Source organism: Paraburkholderia sp. 40 (assembly GCF_050434105.1).
Lineage (GTDB): Bacteria > Pseudomonadota > Gammaproteobacteria > Burkholderiales > Burkholderiaceae > Paraburkholderia > Paraburkholderia tuberum.
The window spans coordinates 2,660,914-2,686,657 of record NZ_JBNPVY010000004.1 but is presented as its reverse complement, the minus strand read 5'-3'; the positions used below and the strand labels follow the sequence as shown (position 1 = coordinate 2,686,657).

21 protein-coding genes, 4 tRNA genes, 1 rRNA gene and 1 pseudogene are annotated in these 25,744 nt (G+C 59.9%); all 27 read left to right on the top strand.

Translation table 11 applies throughout. The features are described from left to right. The first annotated feature begins 227 nt into the window (after positions 1-227). The 27 genes and pseudogenes from rrf to rpsC all read left to right on the top strand — a co-directional run bounded on the left by rrf (position 228) and on the right by rpsC (position 25,742). Positions 228-341 (top strand): 5S ribosomal RNA (gene rrf / locus OKW28_RS34300). A gap of 164 nt (positions 342-505) precedes the next feature. Continuing rightward, positions 506-591, top strand: a tRNA-Tyr gene (locus tag OKW28_RS34295). A 40-nt stretch (positions 592-631) separates the two neighbouring features. After that, positions 632-705, top strand: a tRNA-Gly gene (locus OKW28_RS34290). 16 nt (positions 706-721) lie between these two features. Further along, a tRNA-Thr gene (locus tag OKW28_RS34285) sits at positions 722-796 on the top strand. A 62-nt stretch (positions 797-858) separates the two neighbouring features. Further along, positions 859-2,049 (top strand): elongation factor Tu, encoded by a 1,191-nt coding sequence (tuf, locus tag OKW28_RS34280; RefSeq protein ID WP_129958904.1) that lies wholly within the window; start codon positions 859-861, stop codon positions 2,047-2,049. Between the two features lie 64 nt (positions 2,050-2,113). After that, a tRNA-Trp gene (locus OKW28_RS34275) sits at positions 2,114-2,189 on the top strand. Between the two features lie 34 nt (positions 2,190-2,223). Continuing rightward, positions 2,224-2,604: a preprotein translocase subunit SecE gene (gene secE, locus OKW28_RS34270; protein ID WP_429452028.1), complete on the top strand. Its 381-nt coding sequence runs from the start codon at positions 2,224-2,226 to the stop codon at positions 2,602-2,604. Position 2,605: 1 nt separating this feature from the next. Then, entirely contained in the window at positions 2,606-3,163 is a 558-nt protein-coding gene (gene nusG / locus OKW28_RS34265; protein WP_075303275.1) for a transcription termination/antitermination protein NusG, read from the top strand. Between the two features lie 161 nt (positions 3,164-3,324). After that, positions 3,325-3,756, top strand: coding sequence for a 50S ribosomal protein L11 (gene rplK / locus OKW28_RS34260; protein ID WP_429452026.1), 432 nt, complete (start codon positions 3,325-3,327; stop codon positions 3,754-3,756). Further along, the gene (rplA, locus tag OKW28_RS34255; RefSeq protein ID WP_429452024.1) at positions 3,757-4,455 is read left to right on the top strand and encodes a 50S ribosomal protein L1; all 699 of its coding nucleotides are present in this window, start codon (positions 3,757-3,759) and stop codon (positions 4,453-4,455) included. A gap of 303 nt (positions 4,456-4,758) precedes the next feature. Further along, positions 4,759-5,262, top strand: coding sequence for a 50S ribosomal protein L10 (gene rplJ / locus OKW28_RS34250; protein WP_184056644.1), 504 nt, complete (start codon positions 4,759-4,761; stop codon positions 5,260-5,262). Between the two features lie 63 nt (positions 5,263-5,325). Then, positions 5,326-5,703, top strand: coding sequence for a 50S ribosomal protein L7/L12 (gene rplL, locus OKW28_RS34245; protein WP_018420143.1), 378 nt, complete (start codon positions 5,326-5,328; stop codon positions 5,701-5,703). A 369-nt stretch (positions 5,704-6,072) separates the two neighbouring features. Then, on the top strand, positions 6,073-10,179 hold the full coding sequence (gene rpoB / locus OKW28_RS34240) for a DNA-directed RNA polymerase subunit beta (protein WP_184040838.1): 4,107 nt from the start codon (positions 6,073-6,075) through the stop codon (positions 10,177-10,179). 21 nt (positions 10,180-10,200) lie between these two features. Further along, on the top strand, positions 10,201-14,439 hold the full coding sequence (gene rpoC, locus OKW28_RS34235) for a DNA-directed RNA polymerase subunit beta' (protein ID WP_018420145.1): 4,239 nt from the start codon (positions 10,201-10,203) through the stop codon (positions 14,437-14,439). A 225-nt stretch (positions 14,440-14,664) separates the two neighbouring features. After that, positions 14,665-16,513, top strand: a pseudogene (recQ, locus tag OKW28_RS34230) (DNA helicase RecQ). Positions 16,514-16,731: 218 nt separating this feature from the next. Beyond that, a complete protein-coding gene (gene rpsL / locus OKW28_RS34225) occupies positions 16,732-17,112 on the top strand; it encodes a 30S ribosomal protein S12 (RefSeq protein ID WP_006053290.1) in 381 nt (126 codons plus the stop codon). Between the two features lie 179 nt (positions 17,113-17,291). Beyond that, entirely contained in the window at positions 17,292-17,762 is a 471-nt protein-coding gene (gene rpsG, locus OKW28_RS34220) for a 30S ribosomal protein S7 (protein ID WP_006053291.1), read from the top strand. 131 nt (positions 17,763-17,893) lie between these two features. Beyond that, positions 17,894-19,996, top strand: a complete 2,103-nt coding sequence (gene fusA / locus OKW28_RS34215) for an elongation factor G (protein WP_090802169.1) — start codon at positions 17,894-17,896, stop codon at positions 19,994-19,996. 48 nt (positions 19,997-20,044) lie between these two features. Next, entirely contained in the window at positions 20,045-21,235 is a 1,191-nt protein-coding gene (gene tuf, locus OKW28_RS34210; RefSeq protein ID WP_129958904.1) for an elongation factor Tu, read from the top strand. Between the two features lie 127 nt (positions 21,236-21,362). After that, positions 21,363-21,674: a 30S ribosomal protein S10 gene (gene rpsJ, locus OKW28_RS34205; RefSeq protein ID WP_006998489.1), complete on the top strand. Its 312-nt coding sequence runs from the start codon at positions 21,363-21,365 to the stop codon at positions 21,672-21,674. Between the two features lie 201 nt (positions 21,675-21,875). After that, positions 21,876-22,535, top strand: coding sequence for a 50S ribosomal protein L3 (rplC, locus tag OKW28_RS34200; RefSeq protein ID WP_090805499.1), 660 nt, complete (start codon positions 21,876-21,878; stop codon positions 22,533-22,535). Continuing rightward, positions 22,535-23,155 carry a 50S ribosomal protein L4 gene (rplD, locus tag OKW28_RS34195; protein ID WP_090802165.1) on the top strand — a complete coding sequence of 207 codons (621 nt, stop codon included), beginning with the start codon at positions 22,535-22,537 and terminating at the stop codon, positions 23,153-23,155. The genes rplC and rplD overlap by 1 nt, the downstream gene beginning before the upstream one ends. Further along, positions 23,152-23,466, top strand: a complete 315-nt coding sequence (gene rplW / locus OKW28_RS34190) for a 50S ribosomal protein L23 (protein WP_008923345.1) — start codon at positions 23,152-23,154, stop codon at positions 23,464-23,466. Before rplD ends, rplW begins: the two co-directional genes overlap by 4 nt. Positions 23,467-23,468: 2 nt before the next feature. Beyond that, the gene (gene rplB / locus OKW28_RS34185) at positions 23,469-24,296 is read left to right on the top strand and encodes a 50S ribosomal protein L2 (RefSeq protein WP_184065465.1); all 828 of its coding nucleotides are present in this window, start codon (positions 23,469-23,471) and stop codon (positions 24,294-24,296) included. Between the two features lie 10 nt (positions 24,297-24,306). Continuing rightward, positions 24,307-24,582, top strand: a complete 276-nt coding sequence (gene rpsS, locus OKW28_RS34180; protein WP_006998484.1) for a 30S ribosomal protein S19 — start codon at positions 24,307-24,309, stop codon at positions 24,580-24,582. Positions 24,583-24,594: 12 nt separating this feature from the next. Further along, positions 24,595-24,924 (top strand): 50S ribosomal protein L22, encoded by a 330-nt coding sequence (rplV, locus tag OKW28_RS34175; protein ID WP_004199272.1) that lies wholly within the window; start codon positions 24,595-24,597, stop codon positions 24,922-24,924. Positions 24,925-24,935: 11 nt separating this feature from the next. After that, positions 24,936-25,742, top strand: coding sequence for a 30S ribosomal protein S3 (gene rpsC / locus OKW28_RS34170; protein ID WP_012434570.1), 807 nt, complete (start codon positions 24,936-24,938; stop codon positions 25,740-25,742). Positions 25,743-25,744: the final 2 nt, after the last annotated feature.

Genomic DNA, 25,744 nt, shown 5'->3' with positions numbered 1-25,744 from the left:
GTTGGCGCTTCAGCTGTCGGCCGGAGTTAGTGCTTCAGCACTTACTCCGGGCCCATGCAAAGCGCTTACCCGGACCCCACCCCCGAAGGGGGCAGGAACACGCACACGGTTGAGATCGGTGTTGTGCCAGAAACAACACAACCCCCACCCGAATCCTTTACGCTTCTTCCCGATTGGCTGTGGCGCAACCGGTTGACTCCAACCCTGCGACGCAGCAACCCGTCATGCCTGATGACCATAGCGAGTCGGTCCCACCCCTTCCCATCCCGAACAGGACCGTGAAACGACTCCACGCCGATGATAGTGCGGATTGCCCGTGTGAAAGTAGGTAATCGTCAGGCTCCTCCCCAGTCAGAAACCCCACCCGCCGCGGTGGGGTTTTTGCGTTTACGGACGGCTAACAGCCAATCACTATATCACTATATAAGTGAGAGCGTTGGGATCGGAACGGTCAAGCAGCCCTTGACAAAGAGACATTGTTCCCCCACAATTGTCAGTTCTCTTCGGAGGGGTGCCCGAGTGGCTAAAGGGGGCAGACTGTAAATCTGTTGGCTTACGCCTACGTTGGTTCGAATCCAACCTCCTCCACCAGAATGCAAGATGCAGCAGTTGTTGGGAATCCATGATCCTTGCGGGTGTAGCTCAATGGTAGAGCAGAAGCCTTCCAAGCTTACGACGAGGGTTCGATTCCCTTCACCCGCTCCAGCAACACAGAGGTAGCGCCCATGTGGCTCAGTGGTAGAGCACTCCCTTGGTAAGGGAGAGGTCGGCAGTTCGATCCTGCCCATGGGCACCAGAAGTAATCGGTGATTGTTTGCGCCCGGCGCAACGTACGGAAAATCCTCTTAGGAGTCGAAAATGGCCAAGGGTAAGTTTGAACGGACCAAGCCGCACGTGAACGTGGGCACGATCGGTCACGTTGACCACGGCAAGACCACGCTGACGGCAGCGATCACGACGGTCCTGACGCAGAAGTTTGGCGGCGAAGCGAAGGCGTACGACCAGATCGACGCGGCGCCGGAAGAAAAGGCGCGTGGCATTACCATCAACACCGCGCACGTCGAGTACGAAACGGCTAACCGCCACTACGCACACGTCGACTGCCCAGGCCACGCAGACTACGTGAAGAACATGATCACGGGCGCGGCGCAGATGGACGGCGCAATCCTGGTGTGCTCGGCTGCCGACGGCCCGATGCCGCAAACGCGTGAGCACATCCTGCTGGCGCGTCAGGTTGGCGTTCCGTACATCATCGTGTTCCTGAACAAGTGCGACATGGTGGACGACGCCGAGCTGCTGGAACTCGTCGAGATGGAAGTTCGCGAACTTCTGTCGAAGTACGACTTCCCGGGCGACGACACGCCGATCATCAAGGGTTCGGCCAAGCTGGCGCTGGAAGGCGACAAGGGCGAGCTGGGCGAGGTAGCGATCATGAACCTGGCCGATGCGCTGGACACGTACATCCCGACGCCGGAGCGCGCGGTTGACGGTGCGTTCCTGATGCCGGTGGAAGACGTGTTCTCGATCTCGGGTCGCGGCACGGTGGTGACGGGTCGCGTCGAGCGCGGCGTGATCAAGGTTGGCGAGGAAATCGAGATCGTCGGTATCCGCGCAACGGCCAAGACGACCTGCACGGGCGTGGAAATGTTCCGCAAGCTGCTCGACCAGGGTCAGGCAGGCGACAACGTTGGTATCCTGCTGCGCGGCACGAAGCGTGAAGACGTGGAGCGTGGTCAGGTTCTGGCCAAGCCGGGTTCGATCAACCCGCACACGCACTTCACGGCTGAAGTGTACGTGCTGAGCAAGGACGAAGGCGGCCGTCACACGCCGTTCTTCAACAACTACCGTCCGCAGTTCTACTTCCGTACGACGGACGTGACGGGCTCGATCGAGCTGCCGAAGGACAAGGAAATGGTGATGCCGGGCGACAACGTGTCGATCACGGTGAAACTGATCAACCCGATCGCGATGGAAGAAGGTCTGCGCTTCGCAATTCGCGAAGGCGGCCGTACGGTCGGCGCTGGTGTCGTCGCCAAGATCATCGAGTAACGCCAGAGAGTTCTCGATAATCGGTTGTATCGGGGTTGGCGGTGTCGTCAACTCCAAATGGTTTAGGGGTATAGCTCAACTGGCAGAGCGTCGGTCTCCAAAACCGAAGGTTGGGGGTTCGATTCCCTCTGCCCCTGCCAATTATCGCGCCGTAGTGGCGCTTGTTAAGGTGTTATGGCGAATCCTTCCGTCGAAACTGTAAATACATCCGGCGACAAGTTGATGTTGATCGCAGGTGTGTTGCTGGTCTTGGCCGGGTTCGTGGGGTTCTTCTGGCTTAGCGGCCAGGAATGGTACATCCGCGGAGCCGCCTTGGCTGTTGGTGCGATCGCGGGTGTCGCAGTCGGTCTTCTCTCGGCGCCTGGCAAGGGTTTCATCGCTTTCGCCAATGACTCATACAAAGAGGTCCGCAAGGTAGTTTGGCCGAGTCGCAAAGAGGCGACCCAAACAACACTCGTGGTCTTCGGCTTCGTAGTCGTGATGGCTATCTTTCTTTGGGTTTGTGATAAATCCATTGAGTGGGCGATTTTCTCGGCGATTCTGGGTTGGAAATGATATGAGTGATACTCCGGCATCCCCGAGCGGCAAACGTTGGTACGTAGTGCACGCATATTCCGGTATGGAGAAGAGCGTGCAACGAGCGCTTCAGGAGCGCATCGAGCGGGCTGGTATGCAGGATCAGTTCGGCCAGATCCTCGTTCCAACGGAAGAGGTTGTTGAGGTAAAGGGCGGTCACAAATCAGTAACCGAACGTCGTTTCTTCCCGGGCTATGTTTTAGTCGAAATGGAAATGACAGACGAAACGTGGCACCTCGTGAAAAATACGGCGAAGGTGACCGGCTTCGTCGGCGGGGCGCGTAATCGGCCGAGCCCGATCTCCCCTCGGGAAGTTGAAAAGATCATGTCGCAGATGCAGGAGGGCGTGGAGAAGCCGCGTCCGAAGACCCTGTTTGAGGTAGGCGAGATGGTGCGCGTGAAAGAAGGCCCCTTCACAGATTTCAACGGCAGCGTCGAAGAAGTGAACTACGAAAAGTCGCGAGTCCGTGTTTCCGTTACAATCTTCGGCCGCGCAACGCCGGTCGAGTTGGAATTCGGCCAAGTCGAAAAGTTGTAGTCTAGATTTTACGGAACGCACCGCTAGGTGCGTTCCGTATTTCGCGCTTACGGTCCGCGTAATGGCCGTTGAGGAGCGTAACTAGCCAGTTTGTCGGCGAACACGCGCTACTACTCACTGAGCGTCCGCCCGTAAGGCGGCGTTCCACAGAGGTTCTCGAAATGGCAAAGAAAATTATCGGCTTTATCAAGCTGCAGATTCCTGCAGGTAAAGCCAACCCGTCGCCGCCGGTTGGTCCGGCACTGGGTCAGCGCGGCCTGAACATCATGGAGTTCTGCAAGGCGTTCAACGCGCAGACTCAAGCGATGGAACCGGGTCTGCCGATTCCTGTCGTGATCACGGCATTCGCGGACAAGAGCTTCACGTTCGTTCTGAAGACGCCGCCGGCTACGGTTCTGATCAAGAAGGCAGCGAAGCTCGAGAAGGGTTCGAGCAGGCCGCATACCGACAAGGTCGGCAAGATCACCCGCGCTCAAGCTGAAGATATCGCCAGGACCAAGATGCCCGATCTGACGGCTGCTGATCTGGACGCAGCGGTTCGCACGATCGCTGGTAGCGCCCGCTCGATGGGCATCACCGTGGAGGGCGTGTAAATGGCTAAGCTTTCGAAGCGTCTGCAAGCATTTGCAGCCAAAGTGGATCGTCAGAAGCTGTACCCGATCGAAGCCGCTCTGTCGCTCGTGAAGGAATGCGCAAGCGCGAAGTTCGACGAGTCGATCGACGTCGCCGTGCAACTCGGCATTGACGCAAAGAAGTCGGATCAAGTGGTTCGCGGCTCGGTCGTGCTGCCCGCTGGTACCGGTAAGTCGGTCCGCGTCGCTGTGTTCGCGCAGGGCGAAAAGGCTGAGCAGGCTCGTGCCGCTGGTGCTGACGTCGTCGGTATGGAAGACCTGGCCGAACAGGTCAAGGCCGGGAACCTGAACTTCGACATCGTGATCGCTTCGCCGGACACGATGCGTATCGTAGGTACGCTCGGGCAGATTCTCGGCCCGCGTGGCCTGATGCCGAACCCGAAGGTTGGCACGGTCACGCCGGACGTCGCGACCGCGGTCAAGAACGCCAAGGCTGGTCAGGTGCAATTCCGTGTCGACAAGGCCGGCATTATCCACGCAACGATCGGCCGCGCTTCGTTTGAACCGGCGGAACTGCGCAACAACCTGAATGCGCTGATCGAAGCGCTGCAGAAGGCGAAGCCGGCAACGAGCAAGGGCGTGTATCTGCGCAAGGTCGCTCTGTCGAGCACGATGGGTGTTGGTGTTCGTGTCGACCAGACGTCGATCGCTGCCCAGTAATGAATTTCGCCGCTCCGACGCGAGTTGGGGCGGCTTTTAAGGGCTTTGGGCGGTTGCGAGGTGGCAGTCTGCATCGCGCGACCGGTTATCAAAGACCGTTGGTGGGCACGCAGCAAGTAGGCTGGTCCTTAATGTAATGCCAACGCAGATGGCGAACCCGAAAAGGTTGTGTAGTGATGAAGCCGTTGGATGTCTGTAGCGATACGGATTTTTGACGGTCGAAATACTCCTGACTGGTCGGACGCCGTTATTGAATGCGGTACACAAGGCGCACGCTGCGTGTATCGAATCTGGAGGTTAACCGTGCCACTCAACAAAGAAAGCAAGCAGGCCGTCGTCGCTGAGGTTGCCGCGCAAGTCGCGAAAGCTCAGACCGTGGTTCTGGCTGAGTATCGTGGAATCGCGGTTGGCGATCTGACCAAGCTGCGCGCGAAAGCGCGTGAGCAACAGGTTTACCTTCGCGTGTTGAAGAACACGCTGGCGCGTCGCGCCGTCGAGGGTACCCCGTTTGCTCCGCTGGCAGAGCAGATGACTGGCCCCCTGATCTACGGCATCTCGGAAGATGCGATTGCTGCTGCTAAGGTCGTCAATGACTTCAGCAAGAGCAATGACAAGTTGGTCATCAAGGCTGGTTCCTACGAAGGCAAGGTGATGGACAAGGCTGGCGTGCAAGCGCTGGCAAACATCCCGAGCCGCGAAGAACTGCTCTCCAAGCTGTTGTACGTTATGCAGGCACCTGTTTCTGGCTTCGCGCGCGCTCTGGCCGCGCTGGCAGAAAAGAAGCAAGGCGAAGAAGCCGCCGCGTAATGCACTTCAGTCGAGCGTGATTGATCGCTGGCTGTATCCGAATTCAATTTAGGAGTATTTCAAATGGCAATCGCAAAAGAAGACATCCTCGAAGCCGTAGGCTCGATGTCGGTTCTGGAACTGAACGAGCTGGTCAAGGCGTTCGAAGAAAAGTTTGGCGTCTCGGCAGCTGCTGTTGCAGTGGCTGGCCCGGCAGGTGCAGCCGGCGGCGCTGCTGCTGCAGAAGAGCAGACCGAATTCACGGTCATCTTGGCTGAAACCGGTGCAAACAAGGTTTCGGTCATTAAGGCTGTTCGCGAACTGACAGGTCTCGGCCTGAAGGAAGCGAAGGATCTGGTCGACGGTGCACCGAAGCCCGTTAAGGAAGCGGTGCCCAAGGCTGCTGCTGAAGAAGCCAAGAAGAAGCTGGAAGAAGCCGGCGCGAAGGTTGAAATCAAGTAAGATTCAACGCGCTGTGCGAAGGCTGGCGGTTTTTCACCGCCGGCCTTTTTGTGCTTTGTGGAGGACGCGTTTTTGCGGGCGTATGCCGGCAGGAATGTGACTCCCAGAGGCCAAAGAAAAATGCCCACGGTAATTTTGACCGGCATTTCTCTTTGTCTTCTGAAGCGACTGCAGAAGGCAAGTTTGGTCGGGTAGCGGGCAACACAGGCATCCGCTGCCGTCAGCCAGCGGTTGGTAGCGGCCAACCACCAAGCTTCTAGGCTCGTTCAAGCCATCGGACGGCCATCGGGTCTCAGTCGGTGAACACTCGGGTTGTCTCATCAAGGTATCCTGCCTCGACAACTATGCCCGCCGTGATTCGGAGATCGTATGCAATATTCCTTCACCGAGAAGAAGCGTATTCGCAAGAGTTTTGCGAAGCGCCCCATCGTTCACCAAGTACCTTTCCTGCTGGCTACCCAGCTTGAATCATTCAGCACGTTTCTGCAAGCAGATACGTCATCTACGCAACGCAAGCCGGAAGGCTTGCAGGCCGCGTTTACTTCCGTTTTTCCGATCGTTTCGCACAACGGCTTCGCGCGTCTTGAGTTCGTCAGCTACATGCTGTCGCCGCCCGCATTCAACATCAAGGAATGCCAGCAGCGCGGTCTGACGTACTGCTCGGCGCTGCGCGCCAAGGTGCGTCTGGTGCTGCTCGACAAAGAATCACCGAGCAAGCCGGTCGTCAAAGAAGTGAAGGAACAGGAAGTGTACATGGGCGAAATCCCGCTCATGACGCCGACCGGTTCGTTCGTCATCAACGGCACGGAACGTGTGATCGTTTCGCAGCTGCACCGTTCGCCGGGTGTTTTCTTCGAACACGACAAGGGCAAGACGCACAGCTCGGGCAAGCTGCTGTTTTCGGCACGTATCATTCCCTACCGTGGCTCGTGGCTCGACTTCGAGTTCGACCCGAAGGACGTGCTGTACTTCCGCGTCGACCGTCGTCGTAAGATGCCGGTTACGATCCTGCTAAAGGCAATCGGCCTGACGCCGGAACAGATCCTCGCAAACTTCTTCGTGTTCGACAATTTCACGCTGATGCCGGAAGGCGCGCAGATGGAATTCGTGCCGGAGCGTTTGCGCGGTGAAGTCGCGCGCTTCGATATCACGGACCGCGATGGCAACGTGATCGTCCAGAAGGACAAGCGGATCAACGCCAAGCACATTCGCGACCTCGATAACGCGAAGACCAAGTTCATCTCGGTGCCGGAAGATTATCTGCTCGGCCGCGTGCTCGCGAAGAACGTGATCGACGGCGATACGGGTGAAGTCATCGCGAACGCCAACGACGAAATTACCGAATCCGTGCTCGAGAAGCTGCGCGAAGCGAAGATCAAGGACATCCAGACGCTCTACACGAACGATCTGGACCAGGGTCCGTACATCTCGTCGACGCTGCGTATCGACGAAACGGCCGACAAGATGGCCGCACGTATCGCGATCTACCGCATGATGCGTCCGGGCGAGCCGCCAACCGAAGAGGCGGTCGAGGCACTGTTCAACCGTCTGTTCTACAGCGAAGAAGCGTACGACCTGTCGAAGGTGGGTCGTATGAAGTTCAACCGGCGCGTCGGCCGTGATGAAATCGTCGGTCCGATGACGCTGCAGGACGACGACATTCTCGCGACGATCAAGATCCTCGTCGAGCTGCGCAACGGCAAGGGCGAAGTGGACGACATCGACCACCTCGGCAACCGTCGTGTGCGCTGCGTCGGCGAACTCGCTGAGAACCAGTTCCGCGCGGGCCTCGTGCGTGTCGAACGTGCTGTGAAGGAACGCCTCGGCCAGGCCGAAAGCGAAAACTTGATGCCGCACGACCTGATCAACTCGAAGCCGATCTCGTCGGCGATTCGCGAGTTCTTCGGGTCGTCGCAGCTGTCGCAGTTCATGGACCAGACCAATCCGCTGTCGGAAATCACGCACAAGCGTCGTGTTTCTGCACTAGGCCCGGGCGGTCTGACTCGTGAGCGCGCAGGCTTCGAAGTCCGCGACGTGCACCCAACTCACTACGGCCGTGTGTGCCCGATTGAAACACCGGAAGGTCCGAACATCGGTCTGATCAACTCGCTCGCTCTGTACGCGCACCTGAACGAATACGGCTTCCTCGAAACGCCGTATCGCAAGGTGGCGGACGGCAAGGTGACCGACCAGATTGACTATCTGTCGGCGATCGAAGAAGGCCGGTACGTGATCGCTCAGGCGAACGCGGCGGTGGCCGACGACCGCACGCTGACCGACGAACTCGTGTCGTCGCGTGAAGCGGGCGAAACGCTGATGGTCACGCCGGACCGCATTCAGTACATGGACGTGGCGCCGTCGCAGATCGTGTCGGTCGCAGCTTCGCTGATTCCGTTCCTCGAGCACGACGACGCGAACCGCGCATTGATGGGCTCGAACATGCAGCGTCAGGCCGTCCCGTGTCTGCGTCCGGAAAAGCCGGTCGTCGGTACGGGCATCGAACGCACCGTGGCGGTCGACTCGGGCACGACGGTTCAGGCACTGCGTGGCGGGGTGGTCGATTACGTCGACGCGGGCCGTATCGTGATTCGCGTGAACGACGACGAAGCGGTCGCGGGTGAAGTCGGCGTCGACATCTACAATCTGATCAAGTACACGCGTTCGAACCAGAACACGAACATCAACCAGCGTCCGATCGTGAAGATGGGCGACAAGGTTGCGCGCGGCGACGTGCTGGCTGACGGCGCATCGACCGATCTGGGCGAGCTCGCGCTCGGCCAGAACATGCTGATCGCGTTCATGCCATGGAACGGCTACAACTTCGAAGACTCGATCCTGATTTCGGAGAAGGTCGTTGCGGACGACCGTTACACGTCGATTCACATCGAAGAACTGAACGTCGTTGCACGCGACACGAAGCTCGGACCGGAAGAAATCACGCGCGACATCTCGAATCTCGCCGAAGTGCAGCTTGGCCGTCTCGACGAGTCGGGCATCGTGTACATCGGCGCGGAAGTCGAAGCGGGCGACGTGCTGGTCGGCAAGGTCACGCCGAAGGGCGAAACGCAGCTGACGCCGGAAGAAAAGCTGCTGCGCGCGATCTTCGGTGAGAAGGCGTCGGACGTGAAGGACACGTCGCTGCGCGTGCCGTCGGGCATGAGCGGCACCGTGATCGACGTGCAGGTATTCACGCGTGAAGGCATCCAGCGCGACAAGCGCGCGCAACAGATCATCGACGATGAACTGAAGCGCTATCGTCTCGACCTGAACGACCAGCTGCGTATCGTGGAAGGTGATGCGTTCCAGCGTCTCGCGCGCATGCTCGAAGGCAAGGTCGCGAACGGCGGTCCGAAGAAGCTCGCGAAGGGCACGAAGATCGAGCGCGCTTACCTCGAAGATCTGGACCACTACCACTGGTTCGACATCCGGCTCGCGGATGAAGAAGCAGCGGCCCAGCTCGAAGCGATCAAGAACTCGATCGAAGAGAAGCGTCACCAGTTCGACCTCGCGTTCGAAGAGAAGCGCAAGAAGCTCACGCAAGGCGACGAACTGCCGCCGGGCGTGCTGAAGATGGTCAAGGTGTATCTGGCGGTGAAGCGCCGTCTGCAGCCTGGCGACAAGATGGCAGGCCGTCACGGTAACAAGGGTGTCGTGTCGAAGATCGTGCCGATCGAAGACATGCCGTACATGGCCGACGGCCGTCCGGCTGACGTCGTTCTGAACCCGCTCGGCGTGCCGTCGCGGATGAACGTGGGTCAGGTTCTCGAAGTGCATCTGGGGTGGGCCGCGAAGGGTCTCGGCTGGCGTATCGGCGAAATGCTGCAGCGTCAGGCGAAGATCGCTGAACTGCGCGAATTCCTGATCAAGATCTACAACGAATCGGGCCGCGCCGAAGAGCTGGACAGCTTCAGCGACGACGAAATCCTCGAACTGGCGAAGAACCTGCGTGAAGGCGTGCCGTTCGCAACGCCGGTGTTCGACGGTGCGACGGAAGAAGAAATGTCCCGCGCGCTGGATCTGGCGTTCCCGGATGACATCGCTGAAAACCTCGGCATGACGCCGTCGAAGAACCAGGTGCGTCTGTTCGACGGTCGCACGGGCGAGATGTTCGAACGTACGGTGACGGTCGGCTACATGCACTACCTGAAGCTGCACCACCTGGTCGACGACAAGATGCACGCGCGTTCCACGGGCCCGTACTCGCTCGTCACGCAGCAGCCGTTGGGCGGTAAGGCGCAGTTCGGTGGCCAGCGTTTCGGTGAAATGGAAGTTTGGGCGCTCGAAGCGTACGGTGCATCGTACGTGCTGCAGGAAATGCTGACGGTGAAGTCGGACGATGTGACGGGCCGGACCAAGGTTTACGAGAACCTGGTCAAGGGCGATCACGTGATCGATGCCGGCATGCCTGAGTCGTTCAACGTGTTGGTGAAGGAAATCCGGTCGCTGGGTATCGACATCGACCTGGACCGGAACTAATCGGACTACTGGAGAGAAGCGATGAAAGCTTTGCTCGATCTATTCAAGCAAGTCCAACAACCTGAAGTTTTCGACGCGATCAAGATCGGTCTGGCCTCGCCGGACAAGATCCGTTCGTGGTCGTTCGGTGAAGTCAAGAAGCCGGAAACCATCAACTACCGCACGTTCAAGCCGGAGCGCGATGGTCTGTTCTGCGCGAAGATTTTCGGTCCGATCAAGGACTACGAATGCCTTTGCGGCAAGTACAAGCGCCTGAAGCACCGCGGCGTGATCTGCGAGAAGTGCGGCGTCGAAGTGACGCTCGCGAAGGTGCGTCGTGAGAGAATGGGCCACATTGAGCTGGCCTCGCCGGTCGCGCACATCTGGTTCCTGAAGTCGCTGCCGTCGCGTCTGGGCATGGTGCTCGACATGACGCTGCGCGACATCGAGCGCGTGCTGTACTTCGAAGCATACGTGGTGATCGATCCGGGCATGACGCCGCTCAAAGCGCGGCAGATCATGACCGAGGAGGATTACTACAACAAGGTCGAGGAATACGGCGACGAATTCCGTGCCGAGATGGGCGCGGAAGGTATTCGCGAACTGCTGCGCGCGATCAACATCGACGAGCAGGTCGAGCTGCTGCGCACGGAGCTCAAGAACACCGGCTCGGAAGCGAAGATCAAGAAGTACGCGAAGCGCCTGAAAGTGCTCGAGGCGTTTCAGCGTTCGGGCATCAAGCCGGACTGGATGGTCCTCGAAGTGCTACCGGTGCTGCCGCCGGAACTGCGTCCGCTCGTCCCGCTCGACGGCGGCCGTTTCGCGACGTCGGACCTGAACGACCTGTATCGCCGCGTGATCAACCGTAACAACCGGTTGAAGCGTTTGCTCGAGCTGAAGGCGCCTGAAATCATCGTCCGCAACGAAAAGCGGATGCTGCAGGAAGCCGTCGACTCGCTGCTCGACAACGGCCGTCGCGGCAAGGCGATGACCGGTGCGAACAAGCGTCCGCTGAAGTCGCTCGCGGACATGATCAAGGGTAAGGGCGGTCGCTTCCGTCAGAACCTGCTCGGTAAGCGCGTCGACTACTCGGGCCGTTCCGTGATCGTGGTCGGCCCGACGCTGAAGCTGCATCAGTGCGGTCTGCCGAAGCTGATGGCGCTCGAACTGTTCAAGCCGTTCATCTTCAACAAGCTCGAAGTGATGGGTGTCGCTACCACCATCAAGGCTGCGAAGAAGGAAGTCGAGAACCAGACACCGGTGGTGTGGGACATCCTCGAAGAGGTGATCCGCGAACATCCGGTCATGCTGAACCGTGCGCCGACGCTGCACCGTCTCGGCATCCAGGCTTTCGAGCCGGTGCTGATCGAAGGTAAGGCAATCCAGCTGCACCCGCTCGTTTGCGCGGCGTTCAACGCCGACTTCGACGGTGACCAGATGGCCGTTCACGTGCCGCTGTCGCTCGAAGCGCAGATGGAAGCGCGCACGCTGATGCTCGCGTCGAACAACGTACTGTTCCCGGCTAACGGCGATCCGTCGATCGTGCCGTCGCAGGATATCGTGCTCGGCCTGTACTACGCGACGCGTGAAGCGGTGAACGGCAAGGGCGAAGGCCTGACGTTCACGGGCGTGTCGGAAGTGCTGCGCGCGTACGAGAACAAGGAAGTCGAACTGGCCTCGCGCGTCAACGTGCGGATCACCGAAATGGTCCACAACGAAGACAAGTCGGAAGGCGCGCCGGCGTTCGTGCCGAAGATCACGCTGTATGCGACCACGGTTGGCCGCTCGATCCTGTCGGAAATCCTGCCGCCGGGTCTGCCGTTCTCTGTGCTGAACAAGCCGCTGAAGAAGAAGGAAATCTCGCGTCTGATCAACACCGCGTTCCGCAAGTGCGGTCTGCGTGAGACGGTGATTTTCGCCGACCAACTGATGCAGTCAGGCTTCCGTCTGGCAACGCGCGCTGGTATTTCGATCTGCGTCGACGACATGCTCGTACCGCCGCAGAAGGAAACCATCGTTGGCGACGCCGCGAAGAAGGTGAAGGAATACGACCGTCAGTACATGTCGGGTCTCGTCACTGCGCAGGAGCGCTACAACAACGTGGTCGACATCTGGTCGGCGACGTCGGAAGCGGTTGGCAAGGCAATGATGGAGCAGCTGTCGACGGAACCGGTCACGGACCGCGACGGCAACCAGACGCGTCAGGAGTCGTTCAACTCCATCTACATGATGGCGGACTCAGGCGCTCGTGGTTCCGCGGTTCAGATCCGTCAGCTGGCCGGTATGCGCGGTCTGATGGCGAAGCCGGACGGCTCGATCATCGAGACGCCGATTACGGCGAACTTCCGCGAAGGTCTGAACGTGTTGCAGTACTTCATCTCGACCCACGGTGCACGTAAGGGTCTGGCTGATACGGCACTGAAGACCGCGAACTCCGGTTACCTGACGCGTCGTCTCGTCGACGTGACGCAGGATCTGGTCGTCGTCGAGGAAGATTGCGGCACGTCGAACGGCGTGGCGATGAAGGCGCTCGTGGAAGGCGGTGAAGTGGTCGAAGCGCTGCGTGACCGTATCCTGGGTCGCGTGGCCGTGGCTGATATCGTCAACCCGGAATCGCAGGAAACGCTGTTCGAAGCGGGCACGCTGCTCGATGAGGACGCGGTCGAAGACATCGAACGCCTCGGCATCGACGAAGTGCGCGTGCGCACGCCGCTGACCTGCGAAACGCGCTACGGTCTGTGCGCGGCCTGCTACGGTCGCGACCTCGGCCGCGGCTCGCTGGTGAACGTCGGCGAAGCGGTCGGCGTGATCGCGGCGCAGTCAATCGGTGAACCGGGCACGCAGCTCACGATGCGTACGTTCCACATCGGTGGCGCGGCGTCGCGTGCGGCGGTGGCATCGTCGGTCGAAGCGAAGTCGAACGGTACGGTGCGTTTCACGTCGACGATGCGTTACGTCACGAATGCGAAGGGCGAGCAGATCGTCATCTCGCGTTCGGGTGAAGCGATGATCACCGACGATCACGGCCGCGAGCGCGAGCGTCACAAGGTGCCGTACGGCGCCACGCTGCTGCAGCTCGACGGTGCGCAGATCAAGGCTGGCACGCAACTGGCCACGTGGGATCCGATGACGCGTCCGATCATCACCGAGTACGGTGGTACGGTGAAGTTCGAGAACGTCGAGGAAGGCGTGACGGTCGCGAAACAGATCGACGACGTGACGGGTCTGTCCACGCTCGTCGTGATCGACGTGAAGCGTCGTGGTTCGCAGGCGTCGAAGACGGTGCGTCCGCAGGTCAAGCTGCTCGATGCGAACGGCGAGGAAGTGAAGATCCCGAACACCGAGCACTCGGTGCAGATCGGCTTCCAGGTCGGCGCGCTGATCACCGTGAAGGACGGTCAGCAGGTGCAGGTCGGCGAAGTGCTCGCACGTATCCCGACCGAATCGCAGAAGACGCGTGACATTACCGGTGGTTTGCCGCGGGTGGCGGAACTGTTCGAAGCACGTTCGCCGAAGGACGCGGGTATCCTGGCGGAAGTCACGGGTACGACGTCGTTCGGTAAGGACACGAAGGGCAAGCAGCGTCTCGTTATCACGGACCTCGAGGGCAATCAGCACGAGTTCCTGATCGCGAAGGAAAAGCAGGTTCTGGTGCACGATGGTCAGGTCGTCAACAAGGGCGAAATGATCGTCGACGGACCGGCGGATCCGCACGACATCCTGCGTCTGCAGGGCGTCGAGGCGCTGTCGCGCTACATCGTGGACGAAGTGCAGGACGTGTACCGTCTGCAAGGCGTGAAGATCAACGACAAGCACATCGAAGTGATCGTGCGTCAGATGCTGCGCCGCGTGCAGATTTCGGACAACGGCGACACGCGTTTCATCCCGGGCGAACAGGTCGAGCGGTCGGACATGCTCGACGAGAACGACCGTATGATCGCGGAAGACAAGCGTCCGGCAACGTACGAAAACGTGCTGCTCGGTATCACGAAGGCGTCGCTGTCGACCGATTCGTTCATCTCCGCGGCGTCGTTCCAGGAAACGACCCGCGTGCTGACCGAAGCGGCGATCATGGGCAAGCGCGACGACCTGCGTGGCCTGAAGGAAAACGTGATCGTCGGCCGCCTGATACCGGCCGGTACGGGTCTCGCGTTCCACAAGGCGCGCAAGAGCAAGGAACTGGCCGACCGCGAGCGTTTCGATCAGATCGCAGCGGAAGAGTCGTTCGAATTCGGCACGCCGGAAACGCCGGCTGCCGAACAGCAACACTCGGGCGAGTAAGTGCTGGCGGCGCAAGCCGCCTTGCCTCACGAGCCACGAAGGCCGCTCAGTTTCGACTGAGCGGTTTTTTTTTTGCTCTTTTTGCGCGTGCATGGGTGCCACGTGCCGGAGCAGTCCTAGGCCCGATGGCTAACGTTGTCGCAAAGCGCGGGCGCGGCACGAATGGGTTGGTAAAATTCGTCTCACCGCCTGCGTGCCGTTCCTTTCGCCGTCTCTCTCAAATACATGTCCCGACCGCTCGAAATCCTCAATGAAGTCTTTGGTTATCCCGCGTTCAGAGGGCAGCAGGGCGAAATTGTCGAGCACGTCGCCGACGGTGGCGATTGCCTCGTGCTGATGCCGACGGGCGGCGGCAAATCGCTGTGCTATCAGATCCCGTCGCTGGTGCGGCGCGAATGCGGCTTTGGCACCGGCATCGTGGTGTCGCCACTGATCGCGCTGATGCAGGATCAGGTGGCCGCGCTGACCGAAGTCGGCGTGCGGGCCGCGTACCTGAACTCAACGTTGTCGAGCGCGGAGGCGGTGGCCACCGAGCGGGCGCTCCGCGACGGCGACATCGATCTGCTCTACGTCGCACCGGAGCGGCTGATGACGCCGCGCTTCCAGGAACTGCTCGAACGCACGCGCATCGGTCTTTTCGCGATCGACGAAGCGCACTGCGTGTCGCAATGGGGACACGATTCTCCGGCCCGAATATATTCAGCTGTCGGTGCTGCACGAGCGCTTTCCGAATGTCCCGCGCATCGCGCTGACGGCGACCGCCGACGCGATCACGCGCGACGAAATCATCCACCGTCTCGCGCTCGACGATGCGCGCGTGTTCGTGTCGAGTTTCGATCGGCCGAACATCCGCTATCGCATCGCCGAAAAAGACAACGCGCGCACGCAACTGCTCGACTTCATCCGCGCCGAGCATACGAAAGCCGACGGTACGACCGACGCGGGCGTCGTTTATTGCTTGTCGCGCCGCAAGGTCGAGGAAACCGCGGAGTGGCTGAAGGAAAAGGGCATGCGCGCGCTGCCGTACCACGCCGGCATGGAGTTCGAGGTGCGCCAGAAACATCAGGAGATGTTCCAGCGCGAGGAAGGCATCGTGATGTGCGCGACGATTGCGTTCGGCATGGGCATCGACAAACCCGACGTGCGGTTCGTCGCGCATCTGGATTTGCCCAAGAGCGTGGAAGGGTACTACCAGGAGACCGGCCGCGCGGGCCGCGACGGACTGCCGTCGAACGCGTGGATGGCCTACGGGCTCGGCGACGTCGTGCAGCAGCGCAAGATGATCGACGAATCCGAAGCAGACGACGCGCACAAACGCGTCCAGACCGGCAAGCTCGACGCGCTGCTCGGTTTGTGCGAAACGGCGACTTGCCGGCGGGTGCGCCTGCTCGCGTACTTCGGCGAAACGAGCCAGCCGTGCGGCAACTGCGACAACTGCCTTGAGCCGCCGCCGACCTGGGATGCAACGCGCGAGGCTCAGATGGCGCTGTCGTGCGTGTTTCGCGCGCAGCGTGCGAGCGGCTTTCATTTCGGAGCCGGACACCTGATAGATATTTTGTGTGGCAACCGCAGCGAAAAAATCCTGCAGCGCGGCCACGAGAAGCTGACCACGTTCGGTATCGGCGCGGCGCTCGGTGAGCCGGAGTGGCGTGCGATCTTCCGCCAACTCGTCACATTCGGTTACCTGACGGTCGACCACGAGGGCTTCGGTTCGCTCGTGCTGACGGCGGCGAGCAAGCCGGTGCTCAAGGGCGAGCAGAAGGTGACGATGCGCCGCTACGTCAAGCCGACACGCACGCGTCAATCGTCGGGTCGTACGAGCGAGCGCGCGGATCCGACCATCGGCATGGGCCCTCGCGAGCGGGCCCGCTGGGAGCGTCTACGCATGTGGCGCACAGAAACCGCAAAGAGCGACGGGGTGCCGGCTTATGTGATTTTCCATGACGCGACGCTCGCGGAAATCGCCCGCCTCGGCCCCGATTCGATCGACGATCTGCGCGGGATTCCGGGCATGGGGGCGCGTAAACTGGACCGTTTCGGCTACGAATTGCTGCACGTCGTAGCGGCAGACTGACGTCGTCTGGCTGTTTAGCCGGATTGACAGGGGCGAAACACCGCAACCTGTTGACTCTCTGAGTATTTTCGGAATATTATGTTAGGTTCCGGTTCTTGGAATGCCTACGCGCAACTTCAGTTCGTGCGTGAGCGGGCCAGCCGGAAGTTCGATGCGCGGGCGTTTCCGCTTTGCCCGGAAACCGATGCGTCGATTTTGTTCAATTTCAGGAATAATCAATGCCAACCATCAATCAACTGGTTCGCAAAGGCCGCACGTCGGAAACGACGAAGAGCAAGAGCCCGGCTTTGCAGGACTGCCCCCAGCGTCGCGGCGTGTGCACCCGTGTGTACACCACGACGCCGAAGAAGCCGAACTCGGCACTCCGTAAGGTCGCCAAGGTTCGTCTGACGAACGGCTTCGAAGTCATTTCGTACATCGGTGGTGAAGGCCACAACCTGCAGGAACACTCGGTCGTGCTGATTCGCGGCGGCCGTGTGAAGGACTTGCCGGGTGTGCGTTACCACATGGTTCGCGGCTCGCTGGATACCCAGGGCGTCAAGGATCGTAAGCAGGCTCGCTCGAAGTACGGTGCGAAGCGTGCCAAGGCTGGCAAGTAATTAGCCGGTCATCGTAGTTTCAGGTCGCCTGCAAAGGCGGTAATAGCGATGGTGCCGGAATCGCCGGTGCTATCGAGTAAGTGGTCACCCGACCAGGCTGGTTAGTCTTGCAGATGAATCGGGTTAGTTGGTGGCCGCGGGGCTGTAAACAGCTCCAACTGAAAAGTAAAGGAAGAAACATGCCGCGTCGTCGCGAAGTCCCCAAGCGGGAAGTGTTGCCGGATCCGAAGTTTGGCAACGTTGATGTAGCAAAATTCATGAACGTGCTGATGCTCTCCGGCAAGAAGTCGGTTGCCGAGCGTATCGTGTACGGCGCTTTCGAACAGATCCAGACCAAGGGTGGCAAGGACCCGCTGGAAGTGTTCACGGTGGCGCTCAACAACGTCAAGCCGGTGGTCGAAGTGAAGAGCCGCCGCGTTGGTGGTGCGAACTATCAGGTCCCGGTCGAAGTGCGCCCGTCGCGTCGTATGGCATTGGCGATGCGTTGGCTGCGTGAAGCCGCGAAGAAGCGCAGCGAGAAGTCGATGGCCCTGCGTCTGGCAGGTGAGCTCTCCGAAGCGGCCGAAGGCCGTGGCGGCGCGATGAAGAAGCGCGACGAAGTTCACCGGATGGCAGAAGCCAACAAGGCGTTCTCGCACTTCCGTTTCTAAGCTTCCCGACCCCGGGTTTAGCGGAAAACGGAAAGAAATTCCGGGCGGGTGCGCTTCAAAGGCGCCTCGCCCGTTTGTGTTACAGCGCGATGGGCATCTCTCGCATCGCGTCATCCCAATAGAGGATCAAAGTGGCTCGCAAGACTCCTATCGAGCGCTACCGCAACATCGGTATTAGCGCTCACATCGACGCCGGCAAAACGACGACGACCGAGCGCATTCTGTTCTACACGGGCGTGAACCACAAGATTGGTGAAGTTCACGACGGTGCTGCCACCATGGACTGGATGGAGCAGGAACAGGAGCGCGGCATCACGATTACTTCCGCTGCTACCACGGCATTCTGGAAGGGCATGGCGGGCGACCGCGCCGAACACCGCATCAACATCATCGACACCCCGGGTCACGTCGACTTCACGATTGAAGTCGAGCGCTCGATGCGCGTGCTCGACGGCGCGTGCATGGTGTACTGCGCTGTGGGCGGCGTGCAGCCCCAGTCGGAAACCGTGTGGCGTCAGGCTAACAAGTACAAGGTTCCCCGTCTTGCGTTCATCAACAAGATGGACCGTACCGGCGCGAACTTCTTCAAGGTCTACGACCAGCTCAAGCTGCGTCTGAAGGCGAACCCGGTTCCGGTCGTCGTGCCTATCGGCGCGGAAGAGAACTTCACAGGCGTCGTCGATCTGATGAAGATGAAGGCGATCATTTGGGACGACGCGTCCCAAGGCACCAAGTTCTCGTACGAAGACATCCCGGCAGAGCTCGTCGACACATGCAACGAATGGCGTGAAAAGATGGTCGAAGCCGCGGCTGAAGCGAACGAAGACATGATGAACAAGTACCTCGAGTCGGGAGAGCTGACCGAAGAGGAAATCATCAAGGGTCTGCGCGACCGTACGATCGCTTGCGAAATCCAGCCGATGCTGTGCGGCACCGCGTTCAAGAACAAGGGTGTGCAGCGCATGCTGGACGCCGTGCTCGACTTCCTGCCGTCGCCGATCGACATCCCGCCGGTTACCGGCGAGCTGGAAAACGGTGAAAAGGGTGAGCGCCGCGCTGCTGACGACGAAAAATTTTCGGCACTGGCATTCAAGATCATGACTGACCCGTTCGTCGGCCAACTGATCTTCTTCCGTGTGTACTCTGGCGTTGTGAATTCGGGCGACACCCTGCTGAACGCGACCAAGGACAAGAAGGAACGTCTGGGCCGTATTCTGCAGATGCACGCGAACCAGCGCGAAGAAATCAAGGAAGTGCGCGCAGGCGACATCGCTGCTGCGGTCGGCCTGAAGGACGCGACCACGGGAGACACGCTGTGCGATCCGACGAGCCCGATCGTGCTCGAGCGCATGGTTTTCCCGGAACCCGTGATTTCGCAGGCTGTTGAGCCGAAGACCAAGCCGGACCAGGAAAAGATGGGTCTGGCTCTGAACCGTCTGGCGCAGGAAGATCCGTCGTTCCGAGTTCAAACGGACGAAGAATCGGGTCAAACCATTATTTCGGGCATGGGCGAGCTCCACTTGGAAATTCTGGTCGACCGGATGAAGCGTGAGTTCGGCGTTGAAGCAACGGTTGGCAAGCCGCAGGTGGCTTACCGCGAAACGATTCGCGGCAAGGCGGAAGACGTTGACGGCAAGTTCGTCAAGCAGTCGGGTGGCCGCGGCCAGTACGGTCACGCGGTCATCACGCTCGAGCCGAACGAGCAAGGCAAGGGCTACGAGTTCCTGGACGAGATCAAGGGCGGTGTGATTCCGCGTGAATACATCCCGGCAGTCGACAAGGGTATCCAGGAAACGCTGAAGGCCGGCGTGCTGGCGGGCTTCCCGGTCGTGGACGTGAAGGTTCACCTGACGTTCGGTTCCTACCACGACGTCGACTCGAACGAAAACGCGTTCCGCATGGCCGGTTCGATGGCGTTCAAGGAAGCGATGCGCAAGGCACAGCCGGTCATCCTCGAACCGATGATGGCTGTCGAAGTCGAAACGCCAGAAGACTACATGGGCAACGTGATGGGCGACCTCTCTGGCCGTCGCGGTATTGTTCAGGGCATGGATGACATGGTTGGCGGCGGTAAGATCGTTCGCGCCGAAGTGCCGCTGTCGGAAATGTTCGGCTACTCGACGTCGCTGCGTTCGCTGACGCAAGGCCGTGCAACGTACACGATGGAGTTCAAGCACTACGCTGAAGCTCCGCGTAACGTGTCGGAAGCGATCATTAACGCGAAGTCGAAGTAATTGCGTGGCAAAGTCATTCAACGATTAACTTTCTGAAAGAAGAGAAACATGGCTAAAGGTAAATTCGAACGGACCAAGCCGCACGTGAACGTGGGCACGATCGGTCACGTTGACCACGGCAAGACCACGCTGACGGCAGCGATCACGACGGTCCTGACGCAGAAGTTTGGCGGCGAAGCGAAGGCGTACGACCAGATCGACGCGGCGCCGGAAGAAAAGGCGCGTGGCATTACCATCAACACCGCGCACGTCGAGTACGAAACGGCTAACCGCCACTACGCACACGTCGACTGCCCAGGCCACGCAGACTACGTGAAGAACATGATCACGGGCGCGGCGCAGATGGACGGCGCAATCCTGGTGTGCTCGGCTGCCGACGGCCCGATGCCGCAAACGCGTGAGCACATCCTGCTGGCGCGTCAGGTTGGCGTTCCGTACATCATCGTGTTCCTGAACAAGTGCGACATGGTGGACGACGCCGAGCTGCTGGAACTCGTCGAGATGGAAGTTCGCGAACTTCTGTCGAAGTACGACTTCCCGGGCGACGACACGCCGATCATCAAGGGTTCGGCCAAGCTGGCGCTGGAAGGCGACAAGGGCGAGCTGGGCGAGGTAGCGATCATGAACCTGGCCGATGCGCTGGACACGTACATCCCGACGCCGGAGCGCGCGGTTGACGGTGCGTTCCTGATGCCGGTGGAAGACGTGTTCTCGATCTCGGGTCGCGGCACGGTGGTGACGGGTCGCGTCGAGCGCGGCGTGATCAAGGTTGGCGAGGAAATCGAGATCGTCGGTATCCGCGCAACGGCCAAGACGACCTGCACGGGCGTGGAAATGTTCCGCAAGCTGCTCGACCAGGGTCAGGCAGGCGACAACGTTGGTATCCTGCTGCGCGGCACGAAGCGTGAAGACGTGGAGCGTGGTCAGGTTCTGGCCAAGCCGGGTTCGATCAACCCGCACACGCACTTCACGGCTGAAGTGTACGTGCTGAGCAAGGACGAAGGCGGCCGTCACACGCCGTTCTTCAACAACTACCGTCCGCAGTTCTACTTCCGTACGACGGACGTGACGGGCTCGATCGAGCTGCCGAAGGACAAGGAAATGGTGATGCCGGGCGACAACGTGTCGATCACGGTGAAACTGATCAACCCGATCGCGATGGAAGAAGGTCTGCGCTTCGCAATTCGCGAAGGCGGCCGTACGGTCGGCGCTGGTGTCGTCGCCAAGATCATCGAGTAAAATCGACGATTGCTGTAGCAGTCTGTAGCGCCTGGGCTCGGGCACTCGCTCTGCGCGAGCGTCCGAGCCTACGTTCTTTTTCTAATCGGCGATGCAATATCGCCTCGCTCTTTTCAAGGAATTTGTCATGCAGAACCAGAAAATCCGCATTCGCCTGAAGGCTTTCGACTATCGCCTGATCGACCAATCGGCAGCTGAAATCGTCGATACGGCAAAGCGGACTGGCGCGATTGTTCGTGGTCCCGTACCCTTGCCGACCCGCATTCAACGCTTTGACATCCTGCGTTCGCCGCACGTCAACAAGACGTCGCGTGACCAGCTCGAAATCCGCACCCACCAGCGCCTAATGGACATCGTTGACCCGACGGACAAGACCGTCGACGCGCTCATGAAGCTGGATCTCCCGGCTGGCGTGGACGTTGAAATCAAGCTGCAGTAAGGCTTCCAGCCCTTGCCCGGCCACCTAGGCAACGCTAAGTCATTGATTGCTTGCGGAAAACGAAAAGGCTCGCTATACTATTGAGCTTTTCGCGCATTTGCGTAAAAAAGTCGGCGTCCTGCAGCATGGTTTCATGCCCGAGGCGGTGCCGGCATTTTGTAAATTAGCCCCGACCAATCGCAGTCGGGAATGGAGAAAACGATGAGCCTTGGACTCGTAGGTCGCAAGGTTGGCATGACCCGTATCTTCACGGCTGAAGGGGATTCGATTCCCGTCACCGTGCTGGACGTGTCCGACAACCGCGTGACGCAGATCAAGACTGTTGAAACCGACGGCTACACGGCCGTGCAGGTTGCCTTCGGTACGCGCCGTGCATCCCGCGTGACGAAGCCGTTGGCGGGCCATCTTGCCAAAGCCGGTGTTCAAGCCGGTGAAATCCTCAAAGAATTCCAGATCGATGCCGCTAAGGCTGCCGAACTGTCGAGCGGCGCCGTGGTTGGTCCCGAGCTGTTCGAAGTGGGTCAGAAGGTCGACGTGCAAGGTGTGTCGATCGGTAAAGGCTACGCCGGGACCATCAAGCGTTATAACTTCTCGTCTGGCCGTGCATCCCACGGTAACTCGCGCTCGCACAATGTGCCGGGCTCGATCGGTATGGCGCAGGATCCGGGTCGTGTTTTCCCGGGTAAGCGCATGACCGGTCACATGGGTGATGAGAAGGTAACGGTGCAAAACCTCGAAATCGCTCGTATCGACGCTGACCGCAAGCTGCTGTTGGTCAAGGGCGCCGTTCCGGGTGCGAAGGGTGGCAAGGTATTCGTTACGCCGGCCGTGAAGACGCGTGCCGTGAAAGGAGCGAAATAATGGAACTTAAGCTCCTGAATGCCAATGGTCAGGAAAGTGCAGGCGTTAGCGCGTCGGACGTCGTGTTCGGCCGTGACTACAACGAAGCCCTGATTCACCAGGTGGTGGTGGCGTACCAGGCGAATGCCCGTAGCGGCAACCGCGCGCAGAAGGATCGTGAGCAGGTCAAACACACGACCAAGAAGCCGTGGCGCCAGAAGGGTACGGGCCGCGCCCGTGCCGGTATGTCGTCGAGCCCGCTGTGGCGCGGCGGTGGCCGTATTTTCCCGAATTCGCCGGAAGAAAACTTTTCGCACAAGGTCAACAAGAAGATGCATCGTGCAGGTCTCTGCTCGATCTTCTCGCAGCTGGCCCGCGAAGGCCGCATCTCGGTGGTCGACGAGTTGACGCTCGAAGCGCCGAAGACGAAGCTGCTGGCCGAAAAATTCAAGGCGATGGGTCTCGATTCCGTGCTCGTGATTACCGACACGGTTGACGAAAACCTGTACCTCGCGTCGCGCAACCTCGCCCACGTGGCGGTTGTGGAGCCGCGTTACGCCGACCCGCTGTCGCTGATCTACTTCAAGAAGATCCTGATCACGAAGGCTGCGGTCGCCCAGATCGAGGAGTTGCTGTCATGAGCGAGATTCGCAAGAACGATCATCGTTTGATGCAGGTCCTGCTCGCGCCGGTGGTCTCCGAAAAGGCGACGCTGGTGGCCGACAAGAACGAGCAGGTTGTGTTCGAAGTCGCGCCGGATGCCACGAAGCAGGAAGTGAAAGCTGCAGTCGAACTGCTGTTCAAGGTGGAAGTCGACTCCGTCAACGTGCTGGTCGCGAAGGGCAAAGCCAAGCGCTTTGGTCGCTTCATGGGCAAGCGCAAGGACGTGAAGAAGGCGTACGTCTGCCTGAAGCCGGGCCAGGAAATCAACTTTGAAGCGGAGGCCAAGTAATCATGGCAATCGTGAAAGTTAAGCCGACTTCGCCGGGTCGCCGCGCGATGGTCAAGGTGGTCAACAAGGAACTGCACAAGGGCAAGCCGTTCGCAGCGCTGCTCGACACGCAGTCGTCGACCGCCGGCCGTAACAACAACGGTCACATCACCACGCGTCACAAGGGTGGTGGTCACAAGCATCACTATCGTGTCGTCGACTTCCGTCGCACGAAGGATGGTATTCCCGCAAAGGTCGAGCGTCTCGAGTACGACCCGAACCGTAGCGCGAACATCGCGCTGGTTCTGTACGCAGACGGCGAGCGCCGCTACATCATCGCTCCGAAGGGTATTGCCGTCGGTCAACAGCTGATGTCGGGTTCGGAGGCGCCGATCCGCGCAGGTAACACGCTGCCGATCCGCAACATCCCGGTCGGTACGACGATTCACTGCATCGAAATGCTGCCGGGCAAGGGCGCGCAAATGGCGCGTTCGGCGGGTACGTCGGCGATGCTGCTGGCTCGCGAAGGCATCTACGCGCAGGTTCGTCTGCGTTCGGGCGAAATCCGCCGCGTTCACGTTGAATGCCGCGCAACGATCGGTGAAGTAGGCAACGAAGAGCATAGCCTCCGTCAAATCGGTAAGGCTGGTGCGAACCGCTGGCGCGGTATCCGCCCGACGGTGCGTGGCGTTGCAATGAACCCGGTCGACCACCCGCACGGTGGTGGCGAGGGCAAGACTGCGGCAGGCCGCGATCCGGTGAGCCCGTGGGGCACGCCGACGAAGGGCTATCGCACCCGCAGCAACAAGCGCACGACGAGCATGATCGTCCAGCGCCGTCACAAGCGTTAAGGAGTAGGCAATGGCACGTTCTATTAAGAAAGGTCCGTTCTGCGACGCCCATTTGCTGAAGAAGGTTGAGGCGGCTGCAGCATCGCGTGACAAGAAACCGATCAAGACCTGGTCGCGTCGCTCGACGATCCTGCCGGACTTCATCGGCCTGACGATCGCCGTTCACAACGGCCGTCAACACGTTCCGGTGTATGTCACGGAAAACATGGTCGGCCACAAGCTTGGCGAGTTCGCACTGACCCGTACGTTCAAGGGACACGCGGCCGACAAGAAGGCCAAGAAATAAGGGGCAATCAAGATGGAAGTGAAAGCAATTCATCGCGGTGCCCGCATCTCGGCGCAGAAAACGCGCCTTGTGGCTGACCAGATCCGCGGTTTGCCGGTCGACAAGGCGCTGAACGTTCTGACGTTCTCGCCGAAGAAGGCTGCGGGGATCGTGAAAAAGGTCGTGCTGTCGGCGATCGCGAATGCGGAGCACAACGAAGGCGCCGATATCGACGAGCTCAAGATCAAGAGCATCTACGTCGACAAGGCAGCATCGCTGAAGCGTTTCACCGCGCGCGCTAAAGGCCGCGGTAACCGCATCGAGAAGCAATCCTGTCACATCACTGTGACGGTCGGGAATTAAGGGGTCATACGATGGGACAGAAAATTCATCCGACTGGCTTCCGTTTGGCCGTCAGCCGCAACTGGGCTTCGCGTTGGTACGCGAACAACAACAATTTCGCGGCGATGTTGCAGGAAGACATCGGTGTTCGTGAATACCTGAAGAAGAAGCTGAAGAACGCGTCCGTCGGCCGCGTTGTGATCGAGCGTCCTGCAAAGAACGCGCGTATCACGATTTTCAGCTCGCGTCCGGGTGTCGTGATCGGCAAGAAGGGTGAAGACATCGAACTGCTGAAGTCCGAGCTGCAAAAGCGCATGGGCGTTCCGGTTCACGTCAACATCGAAGAAATCCGCAAGCCGGAAACGGACGCGCAACTGATCGCTGATTCGATCACGCAACAGCTCGAGCGCCGGATCATGTTCCGCCGCGCGATGAAGCGTGCGATGCAGAACGCGATGCGTCTGGGTGCTCAAGGCATCAAGATCATGAGCGCTGGCCGTCTGAACGGTATCGAAATCGCCCGTACGGAATGGTATCGCGAAGGTCGGGTGCCGCTTCATACGCTGCGTGCGGATATCGACTACGCAACGTCGGAAGCAAAGACGACGTACGGCATCATCGGCGTGAAGGTGTGGGTCTACAAGGGCGACACGCTCGGCCGCAACGATGCGCCGGTGGTCGAAGAAGTCGCCGAAGAAAAGCGTCCGCGCCGCAACGCACGTCCGGGTGGCGATCGCCGTCCGCGTCGTGATGGTGAAGGTGGTGGCCCGGCAGGTGCACGCCGTGGCGCTCCCCGTCGTGCTGGCGGTGCCGGCGGCGACGGGAAGACTGGAGAATAACG

Excerpts from the sequence above, each read along its gene's own strand:
- tuf (WP_129958904.1), top strand. The coding sequence starts at position 859 with ATGGCCAAGGGTAAGTTTGAACGGACCAAGCCGCACGTGAACGTGGGC.
- secE (WP_429452028.1), top strand. The coding sequence starts at position 2,224 with ATGGCGAATCCTTCCGTCGAAACTGTAAATACATCCGGCGACAAGTTG.
- nusG (WP_075303275.1), top strand. The coding sequence starts at position 2,606 with ATGAGTGATACTCCGGCATCCCCGAGCGGCAAACGTTGGTACGTAGTG.
- rplK (WP_429452026.1), top strand. The coding sequence starts at position 3,325 with ATGGCAAAGAAAATTATCGGCTTTATCAAGCTGCAGATTCCTGCAGGT.
- rplA (WP_429452024.1), top strand. The coding sequence starts at position 3,757 with ATGGCTAAGCTTTCGAAGCGTCTGCAAGCATTTGCAGCCAAAGTGGAT.
- rplL (WP_018420143.1), top strand. The coding sequence starts at position 5,326 with ATGGCAATCGCAAAAGAAGACATCCTCGAAGCCGTAGGCTCGATGTCG.
- rpoB (WP_184040838.1), top strand. The coding sequence starts at position 6,073 with ATGCAATATTCCTTCACCGAGAAGAAGCGTATTCGCAAGAGTTTTGCG.
- rpoC (WP_018420145.1), top strand. The coding sequence starts at position 10,201 with ATGAAAGCTTTGCTCGATCTATTCAAGCAAGTCCAACAACCTGAAGTT.
- rpsL (WP_006053290.1), top strand. The coding sequence starts at position 16,732 with ATGCCAACCATCAATCAACTGGTTCGCAAAGGCCGCACGTCGGAAACG.
- rpsG (WP_006053291.1), top strand. The coding sequence starts at position 17,292 with ATGCCGCGTCGTCGCGAAGTCCCCAAGCGGGAAGTGTTGCCGGATCCG.
- tuf (WP_129958904.1), top strand. The coding sequence starts at position 20,045 with ATGGCTAAAGGTAAATTCGAACGGACCAAGCCGCACGTGAACGTGGGC.
- rpsJ (WP_006998489.1), top strand. The coding sequence starts at position 21,363 with ATGCAGAACCAGAAAATCCGCATTCGCCTGAAGGCTTTCGACTATCGC.
- rplC (WP_090805499.1), top strand. The coding sequence starts at position 21,876 with ATGAGCCTTGGACTCGTAGGTCGCAAGGTTGGCATGACCCGTATCTTC.
- rplD (WP_090802165.1), top strand. The coding sequence starts at position 22,535 with ATGGAACTTAAGCTCCTGAATGCCAATGGTCAGGAAAGTGCAGGCGTT.
- rplW (WP_008923345.1), top strand. The coding sequence starts at position 23,152 with ATGAGCGAGATTCGCAAGAACGATCATCGTTTGATGCAGGTCCTGCTC.
- rplB (WP_184065465.1), top strand. The coding sequence starts at position 23,469 with ATGGCAATCGTGAAAGTTAAGCCGACTTCGCCGGGTCGCCGCGCGATG.
- rpsS (WP_006998484.1), top strand. The coding sequence starts at position 24,307 with ATGGCACGTTCTATTAAGAAAGGTCCGTTCTGCGACGCCCATTTGCTG.
- rplV (WP_004199272.1), top strand. The coding sequence starts at position 24,595 with ATGGAAGTGAAAGCAATTCATCGCGGTGCCCGCATCTCGGCGCAGAAA.
- rpsC (WP_012434570.1), top strand. The coding sequence starts at position 24,936 with ATGGGACAGAAAATTCATCCGACTGGCTTCCGTTTGGCCGTCAGCCGC.